At 41.9% G+C, this 20,131-nt stretch carries 24 protein-coding genes and 1 pseudogene; 9 read left to right on the top strand and 16 right to left on the bottom strand.

What is annotated here, in order from left to right; all coding sequences use genetic code 11:
* Window positions 1-112: 112 nt before the first annotated feature.
* The 6 genes from AC3RCL_RS15005 (at window position 113) to pyrH (ending at window position 4,721) form a co-directional block, all read left to right on the top strand.
* On the top strand, window positions 113-574 hold the full coding sequence (locus AC3RCL_RS15005; protein ID WP_387800067.1) for an NUDIX hydrolase: 462 nt from the start codon (window positions 113-115) through the stop codon (window positions 572-574).
* A 252-nt stretch (window positions 575-826) separates the two neighbouring features.
* Window positions 827-1,288 (top strand): GNAT family N-acetyltransferase, encoded by a 462-nt coding sequence (locus tag AC3RCL_RS15010; RefSeq protein ID WP_492536099.1) that lies wholly within the window; start codon window positions 827-829, stop codon window positions 1,286-1,288.
* Window positions 1,289-1,622: 334 nt separating this feature from the next.
* Complete coding sequence (locus tag AC3RCL_RS15015; RefSeq protein WP_492536101.1) at window positions 1,623-1,757, top strand: hypothetical protein; 135 nt, start codon at window positions 1,623-1,625, stop codon at window positions 1,755-1,757.
* A gap of 133 nt (window positions 1,758-1,890) precedes the next feature.
* On the top strand, window positions 1,891-2,445 hold the full coding sequence (locus AC3RCL_RS15020; protein WP_492536102.1) for a YdcF family protein: 555 nt from the start codon (window positions 1,891-1,893) through the stop codon (window positions 2,443-2,445).
* A gap of 638 nt (window positions 2,446-3,083) precedes the next feature.
* Window positions 3,084-3,554 carry an NUDIX hydrolase gene (locus AC3RCL_RS15025; RefSeq protein WP_492536104.1) on the top strand — a complete coding sequence of 157 codons (471 nt, stop codon included), beginning with the start codon at window positions 3,084-3,086 and terminating at the stop codon, window positions 3,552-3,554.
* Between the two features lie 438 nt (window positions 3,555-3,992).
* Window positions 3,993-4,721, top strand: a complete 729-nt coding sequence (gene pyrH, locus AC3RCL_RS15030; RefSeq protein ID WP_492536106.1) for a UMP kinase — start codon at window positions 3,993-3,995, stop codon at window positions 4,719-4,721.
* Between the two features lie 482 nt (window positions 4,722-5,203).
* Here the strand turns inward: pyrH and AC3RCL_RS15035 are convergent, their stop codons facing one another.
* Entirely contained in the window at window positions 5,204-5,644 is a 441-nt protein-coding gene (locus tag AC3RCL_RS15035) for a site-specific integrase (RefSeq protein ID WP_492536108.1), read from the bottom strand.
* 258 nt (window positions 5,645-5,902) lie between these two features.
* Here AC3RCL_RS15035 and AC3RCL_RS15040 point away from each other — a divergent pair, with 258 nt between their 5' ends.
* Window positions 5,903-6,829, top strand: a complete 927-nt coding sequence (locus AC3RCL_RS15040) for a hypothetical protein (protein WP_492536110.1) — start codon at window positions 5,903-5,905, stop codon at window positions 6,827-6,829.
* A gap of 677 nt (window positions 6,830-7,506) precedes the next feature.
* Here AC3RCL_RS15040 and dpsA read toward each other — a convergent pair.
* From dpsA to AC3RCL_RS15075, 7 genes and pseudogenes are all read right to left on the bottom strand, one after another.
* Window positions 7,507-8,433: a dipicolinate synthase subunit DpsA gene (gene dpsA, locus AC3RCL_RS15045; protein WP_492536112.1), complete on the bottom strand. Its 927-nt coding sequence runs from the start codon at window positions 8,431-8,433 to the stop codon at window positions 7,507-7,509.
* 36 nt (window positions 8,434-8,469) lie between these two features.
* A pseudogene (locus AC3RCL_RS15050) lies at window positions 8,470-8,786 on the bottom strand (YunC family protein).
* 166 nt (window positions 8,787-8,952) lie between these two features.
* Window positions 8,953-10,467, bottom strand: a complete 1,515-nt coding sequence (locus AC3RCL_RS15055; RefSeq protein ID WP_492536114.1) for a phospholipase D-like domain-containing protein — start codon at window positions 10,465-10,467, stop codon at window positions 8,953-8,955.
* Window positions 10,468-10,546: 79 nt separating this feature from the next.
* Entirely contained in the window at window positions 10,547-10,753 is a 207-nt protein-coding gene (locus tag AC3RCL_RS15060) for a DUF1657 domain-containing protein (RefSeq protein ID WP_029197844.1), read from the bottom strand.
* An 89-nt stretch (window positions 10,754-10,842) separates the two neighbouring features.
* Entirely contained in the window at window positions 10,843-11,349 is a 507-nt protein-coding gene (locus AC3RCL_RS15065; RefSeq protein WP_492536116.1) for a CBO0543 family protein, read from the bottom strand.
* A 129-nt stretch (window positions 11,350-11,478) separates the two neighbouring features.
* Window positions 11,479-11,847, bottom strand: a complete 369-nt coding sequence (locus AC3RCL_RS15070) for a hypothetical protein (RefSeq protein ID WP_246000696.1) — start codon at window positions 11,845-11,847, stop codon at window positions 11,479-11,481.
* 818 nt (window positions 11,848-12,665) lie between these two features.
* Window positions 12,666-12,857 carry a hypothetical protein gene (locus AC3RCL_RS15075; RefSeq protein WP_492536118.1) on the bottom strand — a complete coding sequence of 64 codons (192 nt, stop codon included), beginning with the start codon at window positions 12,855-12,857 and terminating at the stop codon, window positions 12,666-12,668.
* A 237-nt stretch (window positions 12,858-13,094) separates the two neighbouring features.
* On the opposite strand from AC3RCL_RS15075, the gene AC3RCL_RS15080 reads away from it, so the two are divergent.
* A complete protein-coding gene (locus tag AC3RCL_RS15080; RefSeq protein WP_153784608.1) occupies window positions 13,095-13,268 on the top strand; it encodes a hypothetical protein in 174 nt (57 codons plus the stop codon).
* Window positions 13,269-13,442: 174 nt separating this feature from the next.
* On the opposite strand, the gene spoVAE is transcribed toward AC3RCL_RS15080, so the two are convergent.
* Genes spoVAE through AC3RCL_RS15100 form a run of 4 tightly spaced genes read right to left on the bottom strand, consistent with a single transcriptional unit; the run spans window position 13,443 to window position 16,195 of the window.
* Complete coding sequence (gene spoVAE / locus AC3RCL_RS15085) at window positions 13,443-13,793, bottom strand: stage V sporulation protein AE (RefSeq protein ID WP_005832063.1); 351 nt, start codon at window positions 13,791-13,793, stop codon at window positions 13,443-13,445.
* Entirely contained in the window at window positions 13,790-14,809 is a 1,020-nt protein-coding gene (gene spoVAD / locus AC3RCL_RS15090; protein ID WP_127510464.1) for a stage V sporulation protein AD, read from the bottom strand. Before spoVAD ends, spoVAE begins: the two co-directional genes overlap by 4 nt.
* 1 nt (window position 14,810) lies before the next feature.
* Window positions 14,811-15,290 (bottom strand): stage V sporulation protein AC, encoded by a 480-nt coding sequence (spoVAC, locus tag AC3RCL_RS15095; RefSeq protein ID WP_005832062.1) that lies wholly within the window; start codon window positions 15,288-15,290, stop codon window positions 14,811-14,813.
* Window positions 15,291-15,334: 44 nt separating this feature from the next.
* Complete coding sequence (locus AC3RCL_RS15100; RefSeq protein ID WP_100537086.1) at window positions 15,335-16,195, bottom strand: DUF421 domain-containing protein; 861 nt, start codon at window positions 16,193-16,195, stop codon at window positions 15,335-15,337.
* Between the two features lie 208 nt (window positions 16,196-16,403).
* Between AC3RCL_RS15100 and AC3RCL_RS15105 the strand changes: the two genes are divergently transcribed.
* Window positions 16,404-16,610: a DUF1657 domain-containing protein gene (locus tag AC3RCL_RS15105; protein ID WP_100537087.1), complete on the top strand. Its 207-nt coding sequence runs from the start codon at window positions 16,404-16,406 to the stop codon at window positions 16,608-16,610.
* 1,132 nt (window positions 16,611-17,742) lie between these two features.
* On the opposite strand, the gene AC3RCL_RS15110 is transcribed toward AC3RCL_RS15105, so the two are convergent.
* From AC3RCL_RS15110 to AC3RCL_RS15125, 4 genes are all read right to left on the bottom strand, one after another.
* On the bottom strand, window positions 17,743-18,024 hold the full coding sequence (locus AC3RCL_RS15110; RefSeq protein WP_100537089.1) for an NUDIX hydrolase: 282 nt from the start codon (window positions 18,022-18,024) through the stop codon (window positions 17,743-17,745).
* A 499-nt stretch (window positions 18,025-18,523) separates the two neighbouring features.
* Window positions 18,524-18,709: an aspartyl-phosphate phosphatase Spo0E family protein gene (locus tag AC3RCL_RS15115; RefSeq protein WP_100537091.1), complete on the bottom strand. Its 186-nt coding sequence runs from the start codon at window positions 18,707-18,709 to the stop codon at window positions 18,524-18,526.
* 361 nt (window positions 18,710-19,070) lie between these two features.
* The gene (locus tag AC3RCL_RS15120; protein ID WP_100537092.1) at window positions 19,071-19,736 is read right to left on the bottom strand and encodes a GAF domain-containing protein; all 666 of its coding nucleotides are present in this window, start codon (window positions 19,734-19,736) and stop codon (window positions 19,071-19,073) included.
* A 32-nt stretch (window positions 19,737-19,768) separates the two neighbouring features.
* Window positions 19,769-20,131 (bottom strand): helix-turn-helix domain-containing protein, encoded by a 363-nt coding sequence (locus AC3RCL_RS15125; RefSeq protein ID WP_100537093.1) that lies wholly within the window; start codon window positions 20,129-20,131, stop codon window positions 19,769-19,771.

The raw sequence follows: 20,131 nt of genomic DNA on the forward strand, positions 1-20,131 counted from the left end.
AAGAAAGCAGCAGATCAACGTGATCGGCTGCTTTTGTTCAACTAACGGGCAGGATAGCATAGCTTGGATGAAGAAGGGTTATCAGGAGGTTTTTTAATAGGAGGAGATATAATTGGGATATGTTGAAGAGCTCAGGGCTGTTGTCGGAACCAGACCGTTAATTTTTGTGGGATCAGTCGTTATAATAAAGAACGAATGTAATCAGATTCTGCTCCAAAAAAGAAAATATCCTGTAGGTTCATGGGCAATACCTGGTGGATTAATGGAGTTAGGGGAATCAATTGAGGAAACTGCAAAGAGAGAAATAAAAGAGGAAACCAACTTATCTATCGACAATTTAAAACTAATTAATGTCTACTCTGGTCAAGATCATTACATTAAGCAACCGAATGGTGATGAATTCTATGTTGTTGTCAATGCTTTCTTTGCTGAGTATTTTGAAGGGGAGTTGATTGTTAACCGTTCTGAATCATTAGAATTCGAGTTCATTGATTTAAATGAAATCCCTGATAGTCTTGCAAAGAGTCATAAGCCTATTATTAGAGACTTTATTAACAGTTTTATACTAAAATAACATACTGTTGTTCAACTAACGGGAAACGATAGTTGAATAAAAAAGTTAAGCAGCTGGTCAGAGCGATCAGTTGCCTCTTTAAGCTTACGGGCAGGATAGTTCAAAAGTTTAGAGAATAACCTACATATAGAATGATTTGCGAAGTACGTGAATAAGACGTTAACAGAAATCCCCGAGAGTTCAAGAGCAATGTGAAATACAAATTAATAAAGTAAAGTGATTTAAGCAAGACAAGGATAGGGGAGAATTTTAATGAATAAGAGTGTTGTAGAGTACACAAAATTGAAAATTAGAGACAATTCAAAGTTTTCTGAGCTAGTATTATTGTTTAATGTAGAGTTTGAATCGCCGAATCCGAATTATGTAAATTTAGATAATATTGATAAACTATTGAAAAATCCAAACTTTGTCTGCTTTGTGGCAACCATCGATGGCAAAGTTGTAGGAGGATTAACTGGATTCGAATTAGAGATGTATGACCGTGAGGGGTCTTCGATGTACATTTATGATTTAGCTGTCATTAATAAATGTCAAAGAAAAGGAATTGGTAGTAGGTTAGTACATGAAATGATTGAATACTGCATATCAAAATCCATTAAGGAAATGTTTGTTCAAGCTGATAGCGTTGATCAACATGCTATAAAATTCTATAAAAAAATCGGTGGAGAACAAACTAAAACATTTCATTTTTCGTTTGACACTTCAAATTACTAAAACGTCAAAAAAAGTAAAAGCAGACTTATAATTTACTTGATGTCGGGTGACAAGAACAAGGTAACATTGAAAGCCGCATAAATTGCGGCTTTTTATTTTATGTTATCAAGACGGCAATGACACAAATGAACCTACAAAATTATTGAGAAAAAGCCTGATGGATCAGGCTTTTTTTGTTTTTTATGTGGGAAATTTGTGTCATAAAAAAATGCACAATTGTAATTGTAATATCATATTTCCACTGTTACCCATACAAATTAAATTATTTTAATGGATCATGGAGAAATAAGTGAGCATTGTACATATGTGGATCTCGTGCAAGGAAACGGTCCATATGAACATTGTTCAATATATGTCGAGGGACAAGAACATGATCCCATATAAAGTCGCTATTTTAGCGGCTTTTTTGTTTTATCGGTACATGTTCTTGTCCCGAGTCGAGGACAAGAATTTGTACCGATTGCAGTAAAGGACAAGAACATGAGCCGATTACCGATTAGATAAGTATCTAACTATGTTCTCATGCATTATCATTAAGCTAACGGGCAGGATGGTGGGATACAACGGCGAATACATATGTCAATTCAGTAAGGAGGTTCACTATGTCTTTTCCATTTGATTGCATCAGTGATTTTATGTTTTTCGAAACGGAGATCGGACACGCAGATGTTATTTTAATCCCAGGCGCGAGTCAACCTCAGTTAATGGAAAGAGCCGCAACGTTATACCATCAAGGGCTCTCTTCCTTGATATTACCTTCTGGAGGTTCCACCCCATATGTAGAAACAACCGAATGGGAATATCTACAAAATGTGGGTGTTTCGTTAGGGGTTAATCCTAAAGCAATACTTAAAGAAGATAAAGCAACGAATACCTTTGAGAATGCTCGCTTCTCTTTGGAAGTATTACAGCAACAAGGGATTCACCCTAAAAAAATTTTATTGGTCTGTAAAAATTATCATGCACGAAGAGCACTACTAACTTATCAATTTCATTTTCCTAGAGAGACTGTTTTTTATGTTAGTCCAATAATTGATAAATCAGGGACAACTAAAGAGAACTGGTTTCTAGAAGACGATAAAATAAAGCTCGTTATGGATGAGTTAGAGAAGGTTGGGAAGTATTTTAGGCGACAAATACCGAAGTGGGTTGAATAGCTATTTATTCAACTAACGGGAAACCATAAAATAACTTTTCAACCACTGGAAACGTTTTAATCAAGGGAGGTGGCTTGGAAACAACACTTTGTAACGGAAGAATAAATGATATTTAAAGATGGAGGAATAGTTATGGAGACGAAGGAAGAAATTTTCCAAGTGATAGCACCATGGAATCAATCAAAAGTTTAACAGAGAAAGATGCAAAGACTTTTTTGAACCTTATATATACACTTTTAAAAGACAACAAAAATCCGAGCGAACATTTGATTTCAAATGTATTATCCATTTTTGAGAAACAATTACCGAGAGTGGCTAAAGCAAGACAGAATGAAAACTAATCATCATGCTGCTACAAAACACTGTGAAGATAAAATAATTGAATTTGAACAACGGATAATGTGTGGGGAAAGTGGTGGGGGTGATCGGTGCCCGTTAAGCTAACGGGAAACGATAGCTCAATGAAGACATATAGAGGCAGCCGGCTTTTTGGTCGGCTGCTTCTTCTCAACTAACGGGCAGGATATTTTCAAAAGTTTAGAGAATACCCTTCATATGGAATTATTTACGAAGTAGTGAATAAGACGTTATACGACAGTCTCTAAAATACATAGAAAAACATAGAAAGGAATCATTGTATGATCATTAGGACCGTTTCATTGTGTCTAATTCGAAGAGGCGATCAAATATTAGTTGAAGAATCATATGATAAAGCCGTAAACAAGACTTATTATCGACCGGTTGGTGGTACGGTTGAGTATGGAGAGAATAGTAAAGAGACGATAATTCGAGAAGTAAAAGAAGAATTAAATGCCCAAATACAAGAACCCAAGCTAAAGTTTGTCATCGAAAACCTATTTTCATACTTGGATCAGATAGGTCATGAAGTAGATTTCATTTATGAAGCTGATCTTGTTGATCATGACTTATACAAAAGGGAAGTTATCGAAGGCATAGAAGGAATAACTCCATATAAATCAGTTTGGAAATCAATTAATGGATTCGAGAATAATGAACAGGAAAAACTAGTACCGGATGGATTATTGGACCTATTGCTTGCGAATTATTCAGAGAGAATTAGCAAAGTCGAGCACATTAGAACTACATAAAATCAAAAAGAACAACTATGTAAGCAGAAGCGGAATTCGCCCTTAGCTTTGTCTTCGAGTTCGACCTTTAGTTGGTTGAAGTAATCTTGGACAGGATCGAGGAGCTCTAGTTGAATTGCTTTGGCGTGCCGAAGCAATTTTAAATCCTGACACGTAACGATGAAACGCAAAATAAATACCTCCTCAAGATACAGAAATAGCCCCGTAGATCAGGTGCTCATGGAATTAATATATGGTTGAAATCCTGTCGCTTTCGGTTGCATTTTACCCTCACACAGTATAGAATGAATTGATGAAAAATTACTGGAAGGGGTGGGAATATGAGGAGGAAACGGAAGACTTATGATAAGTCGATTGTTACAATTTCATATTCACGTTCCATTAAGACACTAAAGCATTCGTTGCTTTAGTGTTTTTTATTTGCGCGGAGGTGTTAATTTGACAAGGTACAAAAGAGTTCTTATTAAACTAAGTGGTGGAGCAGTGGCCGGAAACACGGAATTTGGTTTTGAGCCCGAAAGGTTAGACCATATTGCTAATGAAATTATGTCAGTTGTAAATCTAGGTGTTGAGGTATCATTAGTTATAGGTGGAGGGAATATTTTTCGCGGCAATATGGCGGAAAGCTGGGGAATAGAAAGAGCAGAAGCTGACAACATCGGGACGCTTGCTACTGTTATTAATAGCTTGATGCTTCGAGGAGTTCTTAAAGCCAAAACAGACAAAGAAGTTCGTGTAATGACAGCAATACCTATTACATCAGTTGCAGAACCATACATCAGACTAAGAGCAGTTCACCATCTGGAAAAGGGCTACATAGTAATTTTTGCAGGAGGAAACGGGCAACCCTACGTTTACCCTTCCGTTCAAAGGGCAATCGAAGTTAATTGTGAAGCATTGTTAGTAGCAAAACAAGGGGTGGACGGTGTTCTCAATGCAGACCCTAAGTTCGACAAAGAAGCAAGGAAGTTCAGGTCACTTCACTACAACGATGTTTTAAAATATAACTTGAAGGTAATGGATCAATCAGCTTTCATCTTAGCTAGAGACTACAATCTCCCAATGCATGTGTTTAATTTTGACAAGCCGGGCTCAATGAAAGAAATTTGCGAGGGGAAAGTTAATGGCACAATAATTAGTGGTGAGTCAATTTTGGAATTGGAATGAGTTGAAGATTATGAGGGAGCATAACAGCGCTCCCTCTTTTTCGTAATACTTGCGTTACAGATAGCGCGGAGAACTGTATCACAAGTAGTGGTAAAGCGGAGAATTGAGCTCTTGGTGAGTTTAAACTGGGAAGAATAGCTAAATAGTGAGCGAAATTTACGGGCCAGAGAACTGTATTGCAAATTTCTGGACAAAGTCAGATGATCAGCAAATTGTTGCACATGTTCGCTACATAGATTGTGTATAAAATATCGAGTTTTTGTTTATACAGTAAAAAAAAAGAAAGGACTGTACTTAATGAAAAGAAATGAAACCATTGCTCAAAAACGAACTGTAAGAGCATCCCTAAAATCCGGAAGAAAATAACAATAACTTTTAATAAAATCAGCATATGTCGCAAACATCCACTATAAAACATATGTACAAAATACGAGTTTTGTGAAACAGAAGTTGAGAAAAGAATCACCACAGCTGATTTTCATTTAGATTCTGTCTAATGACACAAACATCATGGCATCCTGTAGAGAAAGGCTTTTAGGAAGCCGTTCACCGAGTTTAGGGTTCTCTATATACTGGGAAACATCATATCGAAGGTATTGTTGTTTAACAGCCCATTTAAAAAACTGTTTTATTGAGGAAATGATGCGTGCTCTCGTCGTGGCTGCAAAAACGGTGCCCAATTTTGGATGCCTTTTATTCGTATTCGTTGTGTGTTTGGGATGTTTTAATGTACCTAAAAATAATTGAAGGTCATTAGCCGTTATATCTTCGATGTATGTAATGTTTCTTGTTTCTTTAAGCCAGTAAGCAAGCCTTACCATCGTGCGGTTGTAATTTTCAACGGTTCCCTTCGAATAGTTCCTGTTGATTTCAAGGTAAACCGTAAACGAATCTATTAAATCATCGATGCAGCGCTTTGTCATAATCGCATCGCCCTCCCCTCTTCGTCCAAATTATAACATTAATTTAATACTTCACGAAACGGTTATTTTGTGAAGTATATTTGTTATTCTCTTACTTTTCGAGTTGGCTTGTGCGATGCCCGGTTTTCGCATCGTTCAAGAAATGAAAGGAATCGTGCCCCGGCCCCGAAATGGGACGTTAAGTCAGCCCAGAAAAAGACACGCGCCGCCGCGGCGTTGCATACAGCAAATGTACGAGCGCCTCGACGTAATGCGCTCGTGACTGATATAGCAGGTCAAACGATCAAGAGGAAAGAAGAACGAACATTCAAAGCATTGTCACCATTTATCAAAACGGGGCAGTGGCTGGGACAGGCCCCAAATGCCGACCGTTCAGAACGGAAAGTGAACGCCATTGAGACAGCACAGCGGGCTGCGCAAACGGCGATGACGACACGCCGCACTCTTCAAAGGGCGCAAGCTGCCGCGAGATTGAATCTTCGTATCATTAAAATGGTTGTAAAAGCCATCGCGATACTTGTCAAAGGATTGGCGGCGCTTTTGGGGATCAGTAGTTCAGTGATCGTATTGCTGTGCATAGTAATGGCGATAGCCGCCGTTATTTCCTCTCCATTTGGTATTTTCGTATCCGGCGAAAATACGGATGCTGATGTAAAGCCGCTTTCTCAAATCGTTCAAGAGATGGACGCTGAATTTGAGGCAAAGCTGGAAGAAATACAGAAATCCGCTGGAAACGTAGACCGAGTGGAGATCCATTATACTGATAGTGCAGATAACACGCGAATCGATAATTGGGCGGACATTATAGCCGTATTTGCGGTGAAGACGGTCATGGATACAGAAAACGGAATGGATGTAGTTACGCTTGATTCAACAAGAATCGGTATCCTCCATGAGGTGTCCTGGGAGATGAATCAGTTGGAATCCCATGTTGAAACGATTGAACATACGGAAACAGTTACGGTGCAGCATGAGGACGGAAGCTCCAGCGAAGAGACGACGACAAGCTATGAGCGCATTTTACATATTACCGTGAATGGCAGAAAAGCGGAGCAACAAGCAGAGGCATACCATTTTACAAACGAACAAATGGATTTGATGAAGGAATTGCTGTCCGCAGAGTTCCGCCCGCAGATGCTTGCAATACTTGGCAAGGATATGGTTAGTGACTTCACGACGTGGTAGCTGGAATTGGTTCAATAGCATTTGCCTGAAGGCAAAACTGGGCAGTGAAGCCGTCCAATTGGCGCTGACCCGTCTAGGCGACCCGTACAGCTAACCAAAAGCCGGTCAGGTATAATAAAAATATACATTATTTAGCATATTTTGGACGATATTTGATAAAGTTTACCTCGAAGAATTTTTATCTATCAGCACTGATCGGACCTCGTTCCAACTCGATAATTGTACTTATACAACCTCCACGGTATATATACTAATGGTGGGGTACAGTCCCCTCCTTGTATTTAGAGCAAATAGGCTGCCTGACTTACTTTTTCTGGTAGCCTATTTGTCTCGTCCTGGTGATCATTCATGGATCGCAATTTGCCATCTAACCTCTCTTGCACGAGTACTCCCGAGTAATTCTTTTTATCCTGCCAAACTTGCCCTACGATCGATTGTAATGCCGAGTGTTCAGGGAATTCTTCTGCGGGGGTTACTGAGACCAGCTTAACTTGGAGGTTCCTCGAACTCTAGCCTTGGAAACCGACTTCTGATCTACGAAAGAGCCGATCCACCACGCGCTTCATTATCCGATTCTTACGGAAATAGACGGAGGCCGGCTTTTGCCGGCCTCTCTGATGAAGTATAAACAAGTAATGACGCCTCTCTAAATAATTCGTTTTACAGCGTTCGCGATCTCATAACCCGGAAGAAAAAGCAAGTGAATCCATTTGCTCACGATCTTGACTCCGTTCGTCCTGGATCAATTGACATAACGTTCTCGCCAATATACGTCCAGCCGTTCTTGGCGCGACCAATCCCGGTAAACTTGGTGCCAACAAGGCCTTGATTCCACGTTTTTCGGCAAAACGAAAATCGGTTCCACCTGGTTTGGAAGCCAAATCAATAATAATAGCGTGATGCGGAATACGGGTCAACACACGAGAAGTAAGGATTTGCGCCGGAACCGTGTTAAAAATAATATCCACATTTACGCCTTCATCGTACAAATCTTTCGTATAAAACGGCTCAATCCCCATCTCCCATGCACGTGCAAACTGCTCCGGTTTCTGCACCCCCGCTTTGACGTGTGCACCCAGGCGCTGAAGCATTCCGGCTAGCGTAAGACCGATTCTCCCCAAACCCAGCACCATACAACGCGAACCATGTATGGTAATTTCCGTCTGTTGAATGGCCATCAATAAGGCGCCTTCCGCAGTGGGAATGGAATTGTATATGGCAACATCGTCCCTGCTGAATAATTCAATCAGATCTATTCCTAGTTCCACGCAAAGGTTCCTCAAGTAAGACTTGGCTATGCCAGTACAGACTTTTGCGTGTTTCGGCAAGGAAGACATATATTCCTTGTTCAGCAATAACGTTTCAGATGAAAATGAAGACTCTACTCTGCCATGGTCGTCTGTACCGACAACCGGTAATATCAATACATCAGCATTGCGAAGCACCTCCCTCGTAAGCTTGGAATGCTGAACTTCAAGAAGTTGTTCGTGCAAATCTTCATAACCGATTACCACAACATTTGCATCCAGGTCTGTGAATGACCGAATGATTTCAAGATGTCGGGCATCGCCTCCAAGGAAAACAATATGCAGACCCGTTAACAAAAAATCCCCCTACTTTCCTTAAGTATGGATTTAAAATTAACTAACCTCGTTTACCATCTTTAAAAGCGCATCTGCTCCTTTCATCCCACAGGGCAAATTCCGCGTAATTCCGCCTCTGTGGTCACCATATCGAGTGGGGCATCCAGCAATTGCTCTATTGTCCGTACCCCGGTTGCGCGTCCTGCCACAATGCGGCGATCGTTTAATTTCTCATTTAACAAACGAATATCAAGCGCTCCGCACATGATATATCCGTGATCGGTTGTGATGGCCAGAAGTGTTGTTTTGGGCAGGGCGACCTCGATACTTATAACCTGATGACCTTCAACTTCAATCGGTTTCATCATGATCATCTATGATGCAGCTCCTTTTTTTCTACACTATATGCCGGGCGTGATATTTGCACCATAGACTGTTGCCCAAATCCGATATTACTTGTATTCGTTGGAAGCCTTCTCCCCTTTCGCCATATACATGTGTAAATTGGACTTCGATTCAATTCCATGTAATTTTTGAGATTTATAACAAAGGAGATAACAAACGCGCTGCTTGATCAAGCATGCGCTCGGAAGAAGTACGATGCATATGATCTTCCAAACGATATGGAGTAGCCTCGGCAAGATCCCGTTCGAATTGTTCCGTAAGCTCCCGGGCCACATCAGAATGATACATCACTGCACACACTTCGTAGTTTAAACGGTAACTACGGAGATCGTAGTTGGAAGAACCCACTTCGGCAATCTCGCCATCGATAATCATGACTTTGGCGTGCAATACCCCTTTGTTGTACTGAAACACATTGATCCCTGCTTCCACGAGTTCGCCATAATACGTACGGCTTGCAGCTCCTGCAACTTTAGGAATCACTTGGCGCGGCACCAGTAATCTCACTCGAACGCCACGCGCCGCGGCTGTTTTGATGGCCATAATGATATCCGCATCGGGTATAAAATAAGGGTTGGTCACGTCGATGGTTCGGGTCGCCTGCGTCAGGCAGATGAAATGCATTTCCCGAATGACCGGAGTAGGCAGCCCGGGATTGCCTTCGAATATCTGTATATAGACGTTATGCGAATCCTTGGATGGGGAAGCTTTTCCCATGTGGGTGCCTTCCATCGTTCCCAGCTCCGATCCCCATTCCCATCCGTATCCTCGTTCTGTTTTGCCGGATGGAAATGGATGAATGGCTTTATCGTCAGAAAGTTGAGCCGATTCAGGGAGAAATTTTGCCTTTCTCGTTAAATGGAGCATGTCCGGTGACGCCATTTCCCAGTGAGCCTCAAAAACGGCTTTCACATCATCCGCTGTTTCGCCGGTTAACCGCATATGAGTGTCGCGCCAAAAACCGACATCCGGCTTCATTCCGGTATACTCGTCCCCAACGTTGATTCCTCCCATGAAGGCTTCCTTACCGTCGACGATGACGATCTTGCAATGATCCCGGTATGTCAAGTTGGATAATACCCAGGGGAATCGCAAGGGAAAGATGGTCCTGCATTCAATGCCTGCTTCTATCATCCGGCGAATCACATGTTTGGGAAACGACCGGCTTCCCCAGCCATCCCTAATAAAACGAATGTTTACACCGAATAGAGCCCGTTCAATCAGCACATCTGTGATACGTTTACCGATATGGTCATTCCGGTATATGTAATATTCCAGATCGATTGTCTTTTGTGCGGCCTGAATTGATTGAAGGAGTTTTCCGTAGGTTTCCATCCCGTTCGTGAGGATTTGGACGTAACCGGTTCGAAGGCCACTGACAGACAAAGGTTGCAAAGCCCGAGCGATAACAAAAGCGGAGTCACCAGATGCTGGAGGCAACGCTATCGGGTTATTGTGCGAAGAAACGAGCTTGTCCCGCCGCATTTGCACAGGATTCGTTACGAACAGGTAACAAACGAATCCGATAATCGGTAATACAAGTCCGACTGATATCCAAGTCAACGCTTTGGCGGGGCGGCGCACCTCCCGAACCGCAATAATGATCAACAGTGCCGTATTTACTAGCCATAATCCTGCTATCCATGCCAAGAAAATCAGCCTCCCAATCCAGTCATCTACGAGGAAATAAAGGGGCAGCCATGCCGAGAAGAGATCGGCATGGCCTTTTTTAGAAACCTTTATACTGCGGTTCTTCCTGTTCAATTTGTTGTAACCGTGGAGTGACCTGGTCAATAATGTTTTGTGTCTGTTGCGCTGCATTTGTGAACGTGGTTTTGGCCTGCTGGTTTTGTGTATTTAACGCAAACTGTTCAAAGCTGGCCTGTGCGCTTTTTAATGAAGCTACAGCTGTTTTCACTTGAGAAGCTACCGTCATGTTGAATCACCTCCTGAAATGGCATCCATATGTAATATGTCAACCCGTCAGAATAATAATGAATGGTAAAATTTGATGATTGGCTATTGTCAGGGGTTAGAGTCTTTCTGAAAAGACTTACCGAAATCTATGCCCTTCTTGGCAATGCTTGAAGCCAGCAAGTACAGCCCAACATAGATAGGAAAAGAATAGGTATGTTTCCAGTGAACGGGGTGGTATAAATCGGCCATTTGTGAGACCGGCTCGGCCACAAAAGCGGAAAATCCCCCAAATAGGAGAGCTTTGAACAACGGATGTATGCCAGACTTGTACTGGTGTAAGAACATAACCGTGACGGGAAGAAGTGAAAAATTCCATGGAAAATTAGCGGGCATGAATGGTATGACTTCCCAGTGATAATGCCAAAGTCCCATGGCAATCCCAAGCTGGTCCAGCCACGACGACACGATAATCATCATAAACCCGGATAGGAGAAACTGTCCCGTAGCTCTCTTATCCCGAAATCCGATCCAAAATAGCCAGGGGCATATCGATAAACCTACTCCCAACCACCATTGTCGCGTAAATAGTACGTGAGTGCGCCAAATGTCAGTCATGTTGCGGTGTGCTTCAACAATCAATTGATAGGCTTGTTCGATTGCATGATGAATCTAATTTTCGTCCACCGATGCCACCCCTTTCCGTTATCCGCTTACCGATCATTTTTCATCCGATATGTGCCTGTTTTATATACGCGAGTTTCCATACAGTATATTCGACGTTACAAATACGCCGACCGGCGGCAGCGAAGTTGAAGGCGGTTGCGGTGGGATATAGCCGCTATACCCCGCCAAGCTTATATCAGTTGTCGCTACCCAGGTTCCATATTCGCCCGCCTGTAAAGAAGAGGGTAGCATCCGCAGACGTCCGGTGAGAACCAAATGCCGAAGTTGAATCTTGACATCGTCATAGATGGTTAATTGGCCGGAGTAGGCGGCGTAGGGGGAATGAAACATGATCTGCTGCGTGCTTTCATTCCAGCTTCCTTCAATCGGAATCGGCGTTCCGCGAAATTGGATGGTGCCTTGAATTTGCTGGTCCTGCAAAACACGCATCACTAGTTTGCCCCACACAACCGGTCTTCCGGCGACAGATGCATGAACTCCCCATATGGAAAAGGGAGGTAAACTCTTTGTACTTGTTTGAGCCGCAACGGACATGATTCATCACTCCTCAAAGTTGGATCACGTCATTATATGCGTCCTCGGCAAAAATGCCAGTCACTGGGCAAGAATTCTTTGCAGATAACCGAACATGATCAAGTAAAAGAAGATGGACTTTCTCTTATACTGGTTGTTTCTTAATGCAGACAGGTTTCGAACAAAATTGTTTCAACCCATCCCAGTTGCTCCAGATGCAATTTTTACATCGATTTGGTTGTCGGGGCAGAAGTAGTCCAGTTTTTAATGCTTGTACTGAATGTTGGTAACATGCAGGCATCCGCCTTTCCAAATTTATGCAAACAGCATTTAAGTTGTCCAGAAACGAATCATCCTATGCAGTTATCCGCATCGTGAAAGTCCGCTTGGATTTGATCCCATCTACCCTTGTCCCCTGTATACAAATATCAAAGGCCGGAGCAACCCATTTTGGGAAACAGCCGGCCATTTGGTCCTATTTCGCAGGCATTCTACCGATGGCTCGAATCGCAAACATTTTTCACACACCGATTCTCCCAGTTGTTGCAGAAGTCCTCATATACTTGCTCTACGCCACATTCGGATAGCATGTGCCTGGCCAAAAAGTCATACCAGAACTGGTCGAAAGACAAGGGCATCCGGGTTCCATATTGGGAACGAAGGGTTATATAGCGGTCCCAGATTTTGATTCGGAATGCTGCCAATTCATCACATCGCTCCATGTCGGTTCGCCTTTAAGCGGCTGATATTTCTGACGTTTTCGCTTTTTCTTCGGAGAGCTTTTGAAATTGTTTCGCCCTTTCCAGATGAAAGGTACGTAATTGTTCGTGATACTGAGCCATTTTCATGTGCCAATCGTACATTTGCCTGACATAAGCGGCCTGGTCATGCGTATACATGGGCATTGCCTGTTTGATAAACTGCATTTGAAAACATTCCTCCTTGGGTTAGGTAAAGTTGAACTTACAGCATTAGTCTATGGCAGGCGCATAGAAGCGACAACGGCATCCGCCCGGTTTCCGGTCATTTTATCGGGTTGGTTGTCTATATGCAGGCGGAAACACAGCCTTTTGGGGACCTGACTCCTATGATGCATAAAGGATATGAAAATCGGAATAATATCAGTTGCATATTCTGAAAATGGCGAATGAAAAGGAGAAAATATGGAAAAAAGCGAACTTAAATCACAATTTAAACAGCGAATCAAAACGACAAGTAACAAATCTCCAATAATCTTGGATGGAAAGGCAAGTGAAAATGTTCCAACCGAGCCGAGTTTAATGGAGCGAACCAAAGAAGTGATGGAGAATATAGGAACCGAAATAAATAGCGTCTGACAGTATATGGCTTTTATAGCTTGGTCAACGTAACCTTTGAGATTATCGATGGGGACATTCCGTACAGATTGGAACAAGTAAATGTTTCTCATAATCAAAACCGGCCGGTTAGGGATCGCCCTGACCGACCGTTACAGTGTATTTTAGCCAACGAAATTCGGATTGGGCCCCGTATTATCCTTTGGGTTTTACGAACAATGCAGCGAGAAACGAAAAAATAATCGCTGCGGATATTCCGGCACTGGTCACTTCGAAAATTCCGGTGATGATCCCAATCCAGCCATTGCTCTTTAGTTCTTGAAGCGCACCATGGACAAGCGCGTTACCAAAGCTTGTAATCGGGACCGATGCTCCTGCCCCGGCAAATTCAATCAGCGGATCATACCATCCAATTCCGTCGACAATCGCACCCAATACAACAAGCAGGGTCATGGTGTGGGCCGGTGTAAGTTTCAAGACATCAAAACAAAATTGTCCGAAAACACAGATTGCACCTCCCACCAAAAAAGCCCAAAGAAAAATCATAATATCTCCCTCCCTGCCTCTATGGATACGGCATGAGCGATACAAGGAATGCTTTCCCCTTGTTGAAATGAAATCGGGGATAGCAGCGCCCCCGTAGCGACAACGAGGATTCGTTTCAGTTCACCTCTTCGCATCCGATTTAGCAAATGTCCATAGGTAACAACTGCCGAACAACCGCAGCCGCTTGCTCCGGCTTGAACCATTTGGGTTTCATAATCGTAAATCATCATCCCGCAATCGGAATATTCGGTTTGTTCGATGGGAAAGTTATGTTTCTTAAACAATTTACAGGCGATTTCATATCCGACTTTCGCAAGATCGCCGGTAACGATCAAATCGTAATAACCCGGTTCAATTCCCAAATCTCGAACATGCGCCTCAATGGTATCTACCGCTGCAGGAGCCATCGCTGCGCCCATATTAAACGGATCTTTAATGCCCATATCGATAACCCGGCCAATGGTGGCAGATGTAACAACCGGTCCGTCACCTTCCATGGATACGATGGCAGCACCGGCCCCGGTTACCGTATATTGGGCGGTTGGCGGTTTTTGCGAACCGTACTCGGTCGGATATCGGAACTGTTTCTCCGCACTGGAATCATGGCTGCATGTCCCCGCCAACACAAATTTCGCCGAACCGGAATTTACAAGGTTAGCTGCTAATGCCAGACTTTCCATCGAGGTTGAACAAGCGCCAAACACACCGATGTAAGGGATCGATAATGTTCGCGCGGCAAAACTGCTGCTAATGATTTGATTCATCAAATCCCCGCCTATGTAAAACTGTACTTGTTCCTTTGTCAACCCCGCATTTTCAATAGCCAGTTTTGCCGCTTCTTCAATCAATACCTTTTCTGCTTTCTCCCAGCTCTTTTGTCCCATCATGGATTCTCCATGGACAATGTCAAAATCTTTGGCCAGCGGGCCTCTTCCTTCAAATGGACCCACTACCGTTGCTGTTGATCGGATGAACGGCTTGTTCTCAAATAGCCAACTCTGGTGTCCCTTTAACATATTAAGAGCCTCCCCCGCCTTTGATCAGCAAATGTACAATTCCTACCGCAAAGGCGGCGACTGTACCAAATACAATAACCGGTCCAGCCAGTTTAAACATTTTACCGCCAACACCGAGCACCATACCTTCACTCTGATGTTCAATCGCAGCGGATGCCATCGAATTCGCAAATCCCGTCACAGGCACTGCGGAACCCGCACCAGCCCATTGGGCAAACTTATCGTACACCCCCATGCTGGTCAGAATGACAGAAAGGAGTATCATAACCGCCACGGTAGGGTCTCCAGCTTTTTTCTCATCAAAGCCGCCCCAATGCACAAACATTTCCTGGATGGCTTGTCCAACCAAACAAATGGCCCCGCCAGCTATAAACGCACGAATGAAGTTTTTGAGTATGGGCCTCGGAGGTTCGACGCTTTGCGCCAATTCTTTATATTCCTGTTGTACCCGCGTTAAATTTTTCTTTATATTATTTGCCATGAACATCCTCCTCGATTTTCAGCTGACGTATAATTAGCGAATTGTTAACGAATCAGCAATGGTTTAACTTCATCAATAATCTTTTCTAACGCTTTTGAACATTGCTCGTACATCTGCTTTGTATTTTGTTCTTTGGTAGATAAGCCAAACATTTCGAGATCCGCTTCACACTTTTTCAATGTTGCAAGCAACGCGGCTTTTTTCTGGGGTTTCGGTACTTTGATCTGATCATCAAATAAATCAACGTATAGCTGGCCATAGGAATCCACCTGTCCAAGAAATACGTTATCAATCGAAACACCTAATTTCTCCAGTTCCGTATCCAGCCATTTCCTGTTTAGACCTATCGTGGCAAGCGGTTCGTCCATTATTTTTCCATCCATAATGACCGATTGAGGTTCTTGTTCTGGCCCGACATTTATTCCCAGGTGTTTAGGCGTTAACGGTTGATTTTCCTTGGTTAAAAGAACGCTAACGTCACCGCTTGACTCCATGATGGCGAATTCAACATCGGCAGCTTTGAACACATTCTTTATTCGAAGCTGTTCCATAAGTTCATCCGTGGTAATCCTTTCTTTTTTTAGGTTATCCTCCATGATCTTGCCGTCCTTAATGAGCACTGTTGCTTTGCCGTCGAATAGGTCTCTTGCCGTTTTGCTTTTCAGCTGTAGAAATTCAATCCCTAAAGAAACAACGGTCCAAACCGTCATCGCAACCAAGCCTAAATACCAATTGGTCTCCAGATCCAACGAAACGTAAGCTGCAATGCTGCCGATCGTGATTCCGGTGATATACTCAAACAATGAAAGCTGTGATACCTGTCGTTTACCCAATATCTTCGTTAGGACAAAAAGAACCCCCATAGCCAATAACGTTCGCAAAGCGATTTCTAGCCAATCCGGCATAATATCACCATTCCTTTCCAATCACATTAATCGACAAAGGTTAATATGTCCCTATTCCATTATTTTCATGCATTTCCATCTGAAAATTTTTCTAACGTATGCTTTTGTTGCGAGACGGAAATATTAATTTCGGTATTGGGAGAATGTAAGCATCTATTCCCATTACCCGTGAAACATTATCCTATCCTAAGGTAAAGGAGGTGACACCGTGACAGTTGCTTCTCAAGTGAAAACGTGCGTAGCATCTTTAAAAAGTGCTCAGGCGAGTCTGGAACAATTTGCTTTGGAAACACAAAATCAAGAAGCAAAATCGCTCTTTACGAATGCGGCCCAGCAAACCCAACAAATCGTGCAGCAAGTAGAAAACCGCGTACAACAGTTGGAAAATGAAGAGCCTCAATATAAGGGGTTTTAAGAAAAACAGACAACCCATGAATATTGAGGACATGGCTTGTCTGTTTTCATCGGTGAACAGATTAGAAAAGAGATCAAACCCTACAAGTTGAGTAGGGTTTGATCTCTTTTCGCCACTATTCTTTTGTTTAGACAGCTAACCTTGGATAAACCTAAACACTGCCGCCCCCATCGCCACTGCTAAAGTTGACAGTATCCAAGTTCCCCCTCATTTCGACTGCAGCTTTCCTTTTAAGGAAAACCTCTTTACGTTCTTCCGACCAATCGTCGGTTAAAACGACTGGCCAGTTGTTTATATCCAAATATTTCGGTTCAATTTCGACATTTTCTAAAATCCGTTTTCTACCCAATTCGCTTCACCTCGGTCAAGATTCCTAATTCGACTTCCTTTATATTGGATGCAATTAGTTCTCCTGAATAAATTAAGAAATATATGGATACGACTGATCGGAATTGTTGAACATATGCTTTGCAACTCTCCGATAGTTTTAGTTTCGTCACCGAGAGCACGTAGAATGTGCCTTTTATCCGTTTCGATGGGAATATTCCGTTGACCGATATATGGCAGTAACTACTTCATATTTTTCAGGTAAAGATCTTGTCCGCGTATGTCCTCTTCGTAGAGTACTTTATAGTCATATCCTTATTTAAAGCACCATTTTTCTAACCTCTCATGATCAGTCTCTTGGTTTTTATATCTTACGTTTACAAACGTTTCTTTTCCGTTTCGTTCAAGCTGCCACATATCAAAAACCTTATGTAAATTATTTTCTAGCAGTTTCTCACTGTTTGGTCTTTCGCAAAATTTAAGAATGTTGGGATCCGTTTCGACCAATATCCAATGATCGTACTTAAGATCACCGAACAATTGAACGTCCTTTTGAAGCTTGTAACTATACCTTTCCCAATAGCTACTTCCATACCGACTGCTTCGTTTAATAGGAATTGGCTCGTACATAAAACACCTTTTATTGACAAGATTTTGCTATTATCTTATCATAGTCATAATTTTCGGTAAATAATTTTCGCGCCTTATAAGTATATGTTTGTGTCACTGAGCTAGGACACAAACATCCCCTTTCAACTAATAAGAACCCTTGATTTTATTGAGTATTAATTATGGCATGTTTGTATCATTGGACATCAAGATTGTCGGATGACAAGAACTTGATAACATAAATGACAAATCTGCTGGTGCTCAAATTCGAATAGACACCAATTAAGTAGCTAACCGAACTGTCATTTCCACTTTCCTCTTTGATTTCGCGAATCAAACCTTCTATCAGATTTTCTCCAACTTCCACTTGTCCACCAGGGTATACCCAACCACCGTCACGAGTTTTTACTAAAAGTATATTTCCTTGCCCATCTTCTACAAATCCACCTTTGGCAACGATATGCGTTGGAAATGGCATATTACGACCTCCTTATGCAGTAACGTTTGTATATTTATTCCACAACCTATTCGAACTACCCTGCCCGTTAGCTTAATGAAATTGCATGGAAACATAGTTAGATACTTATCTAATCGGTAATCGGCTCATGTTCTTGTCCATTACGGCAATCGGTACAAGTTCTTGTCTTTGACTCGGGACAAGAACTTGTACCGATAAAACAAAAAAGCCGCTATTTTAGCGACTTTCAATAGGACCATGTTTTTGTCCTCCGACAAGGACACGGACCAATCTGCTGAATAACTATCGAGTTGTACCGATAAAATAAAAAAAGCCTCTAATATAGCGACTTCCAATGTGAGCATCTTATTGTCCCCCGACATAATTAACGGAAAGGCCAAGCGATGTCAAACCCTCTTCGATTGCCGGATTTATCATTCATCCTGGATTCCCGGCAAGTCATTATCTGAATCATACAGTTCCAGTGTGATATAGGTTGTCTAGCAGATCTATTCCAGCTCTACTCTCCTGATTGATTATGCATCTTCATGAAACAAACTATTTTCTCGTCAAGCTCCTGTGAGAGCATAACGATATCGTTGTGAAGTAGGTGGCGATCCCTGCTAAGTTCCTCAAGCTTTTTACGGTATTTCTCGATTTCTTGTACCAGTTTATTGATGTAATCGTTCATTGGAATCTCCGTCATTCGCACGTCCTCCTAATCCACGGAGGACTCGCCTTTTGCCAGTTCGCTATAGTCGTGATTCGTGAAATTAAAGCCATGAAGCAACTTGCTTGGAAACGGACCTAGTGATGCTGTCCGAGCATAATTTCATAATATTAGCGCATCGAGATGAGTTGAAATAGCTAATACTGCCGGAGCTGGACAACAAGGAAATAGATGTGTCGGCCAGCCAGTTCGGCAACTCGCTTGAACAGAAAACGGAGATAAAACTGATGATTGTTTTGAGTGATGAGACAGTTTATGTCGTCTGGATGATCATAAGCAATCTAGATAATTATTCCACGGAGCTTCCATCCCTTTGCCTCAGAGGAGGATCGGTCTTTCAGGCTAACTGATCGAGTTTTTGTTGTTTCTTTAATAAGAAAATCATGTCATCTTTGATTTGAGACAATTTTTTTTCAATTTGATTGCGATTATCCTGAAACATATCGATTTCATAGTCAGTAAAGTCTCTTTGTTGATCAGAAAACAACACGGTGAACCCGATCATCTTATCCTGATATCCTAATGGAGTGCAGCAATATGATTTAAATCCGTCTTCCAACATTGCTTTCTTATGATTTAATGTAACGAGGTCTTCACTGCGATAAATATCATCTACAATTAATACGTTTCTGATGTATACCGGTACTTCCGATCCACCTAGAATATCTAGTTTCACATCAAGTCCATGAGAATATTCTTTATAACTTCCCGGCATACTCGGTCCAGCACCAAGCCATAATCTTTTTTCATTTTCTTCATATAAATATACAACACATAACATACCGTTTAATTTTTCTTCCATAGCCAGACAATATTGATTTAGATACATTCTAGTTTCAAGAGAAAGTTTTTCTTGCATCCCTATTAAATCTGCATGGTAGAGTTTTTCAAACAAGTTGGATAAATCAGTTTGTCCTTTATTCATTGGATGAATTTGTGCCAGTAATTTTTTTATTTCTTTGCTCAGCTTATAATGCTTCATGGATTCGATTATTTCTTCCATCTTTTTTATTTACACCTCGAATTCAAGCAATCTCAAGTTCTTGGTAACCCTTTCTTGATTTTAGAACTACTCCGTTCTTGAACAACCATTTCAAGTAGATCATGAACGATTTGAAGATCATCCTCCGTTAATGGTATGCCATCCCAATGAAGCTTGGAATTCTTGAGAATCACTTTCGCATTCATATCTTTATCTTGGGGGGGATGAGGAATATTTGTTGCACCGATTATATAGTCAACGGATGTGTCAAACAGTATGGATAGCTTATGCAACACCTCGATCGGTGGCTGCCGATGATTTAGTTCATAACAGGCATAAGTGCTTTTAGCTACACCGATTGAGTCTGCAACCTCCTGCATAGTCATCTTTCTATTCTTTCGTAGTGTTTTTAACAT

The sequence above is a fragment of the Paenibacillus sp. MT86 genome (genome assembly GCF_058792535.1).

Bases quoted from the DNA above. Each gene is read 5' to 3' on its own strand.
- AC3RCL_RS15010 (WP_492536099.1), top strand. From the start codon at position 827: ATGAATAAGAGTGTTGTAGAGTACACAAAATTGAAAATTAGAGACAAT.
- AC3RCL_RS15015 (WP_492536101.1), top strand. From the start codon at position 1,623: ATGAACATTGTTCAATATATGTCGAGGGACAAGAACATGATCCCATAT.
- AC3RCL_RS15020 (WP_492536102.1), top strand. From the start codon at position 1,891: ATGTCTTTTCCATTTGATTGCATCAGTGATTTTATGTTTTTCGAAACG.
- AC3RCL_RS15025 (WP_492536104.1), top strand. From the start codon at position 3,084: ATGATCATTAGGACCGTTTCATTGTGTCTAATTCGAAGAGGCGATCAA.
- AC3RCL_RS15035 (WP_492536108.1), bottom strand. From the start codon at position 5,644: ATGACAAAGCGCTGCATCGATGATTTAATAGATTCGTTTACGGTTTAC.
- AC3RCL_RS15060 (WP_029197844.1), bottom strand. From the start codon at position 10,753: ATGACGGTAGCTTCTCAAGTGAAAACAGCTGTAGCTTCATTAAAAAGC.
- AC3RCL_RS15065 (WP_492536116.1), bottom strand. From the start codon at position 11,349: ATGACTGACATTTGGCGCACTCACGTACTATTTACGCGACAATGGTGG.
- AC3RCL_RS15070 (WP_246000696.1), bottom strand. From the start codon at position 11,847: ATGCGTGTTTTGCAGGACCAGCAAATTCAAGGCACCATCCAATTTCGC.
- AC3RCL_RS15075 (WP_492536118.1), bottom strand. From the start codon at position 12,857: ATGCAGTTTATCAAACAGGCAATGCCCATGTATACGCATGACCAGGCC.
- AC3RCL_RS15080 (WP_153784608.1), top strand. From the start codon at position 13,095: ATGGAAAAAAGCGAACTTAAATCACAATTTAAACAGCGAATCAAAACG.
- spoVAE (WP_005832063.1), bottom strand. From the start codon at position 13,793: ATGATTTTTCTTTGGGCTTTTTTGGTGGGAGGTGCAATCTGTGTTTTC.
- spoVAD (WP_127510464.1), bottom strand. From the start codon at position 14,809: ATGTTAAAGGGACACCAGAGTTGGCTATTTGAGAACAAGCCGTTCATC.
- spoVAC (WP_005832062.1), bottom strand. From the start codon at position 15,290: ATGGCAAATAATATAAAGAAAAATTTAACGCGGGTACAACAGGAATAT.
- AC3RCL_RS15100 (WP_100537086.1), bottom strand. From the start codon at position 16,195: ATGCCGGATTGGCTAGAAATCGCTTTGCGAACGTTATTGGCTATGGGG.
- AC3RCL_RS15110 (WP_100537089.1), bottom strand. From the start codon at position 18,024: ATGCCATTTCCAACGCATATCGTTGCCAAAGGTGGATTTGTAGAAGAT.
- AC3RCL_RS15115 (WP_100537091.1), bottom strand. From the start codon at position 18,709: ATGACGGAGATTCCAATGAACGATTACATCAATAAACTGGTACAAGAA.
- AC3RCL_RS15120 (WP_100537092.1), bottom strand. From the start codon at position 19,736: ATGGAAGAAATAATCGAATCCATGAAGCATTATAAGCTGAGCAAAGAA.
- AC3RCL_RS15125 (WP_100537093.1), bottom strand. From the start codon at position 20,131: ATGTTAAAAACACTACGAAAGAATAGAAAGATGACTATGCAGGAGGTT.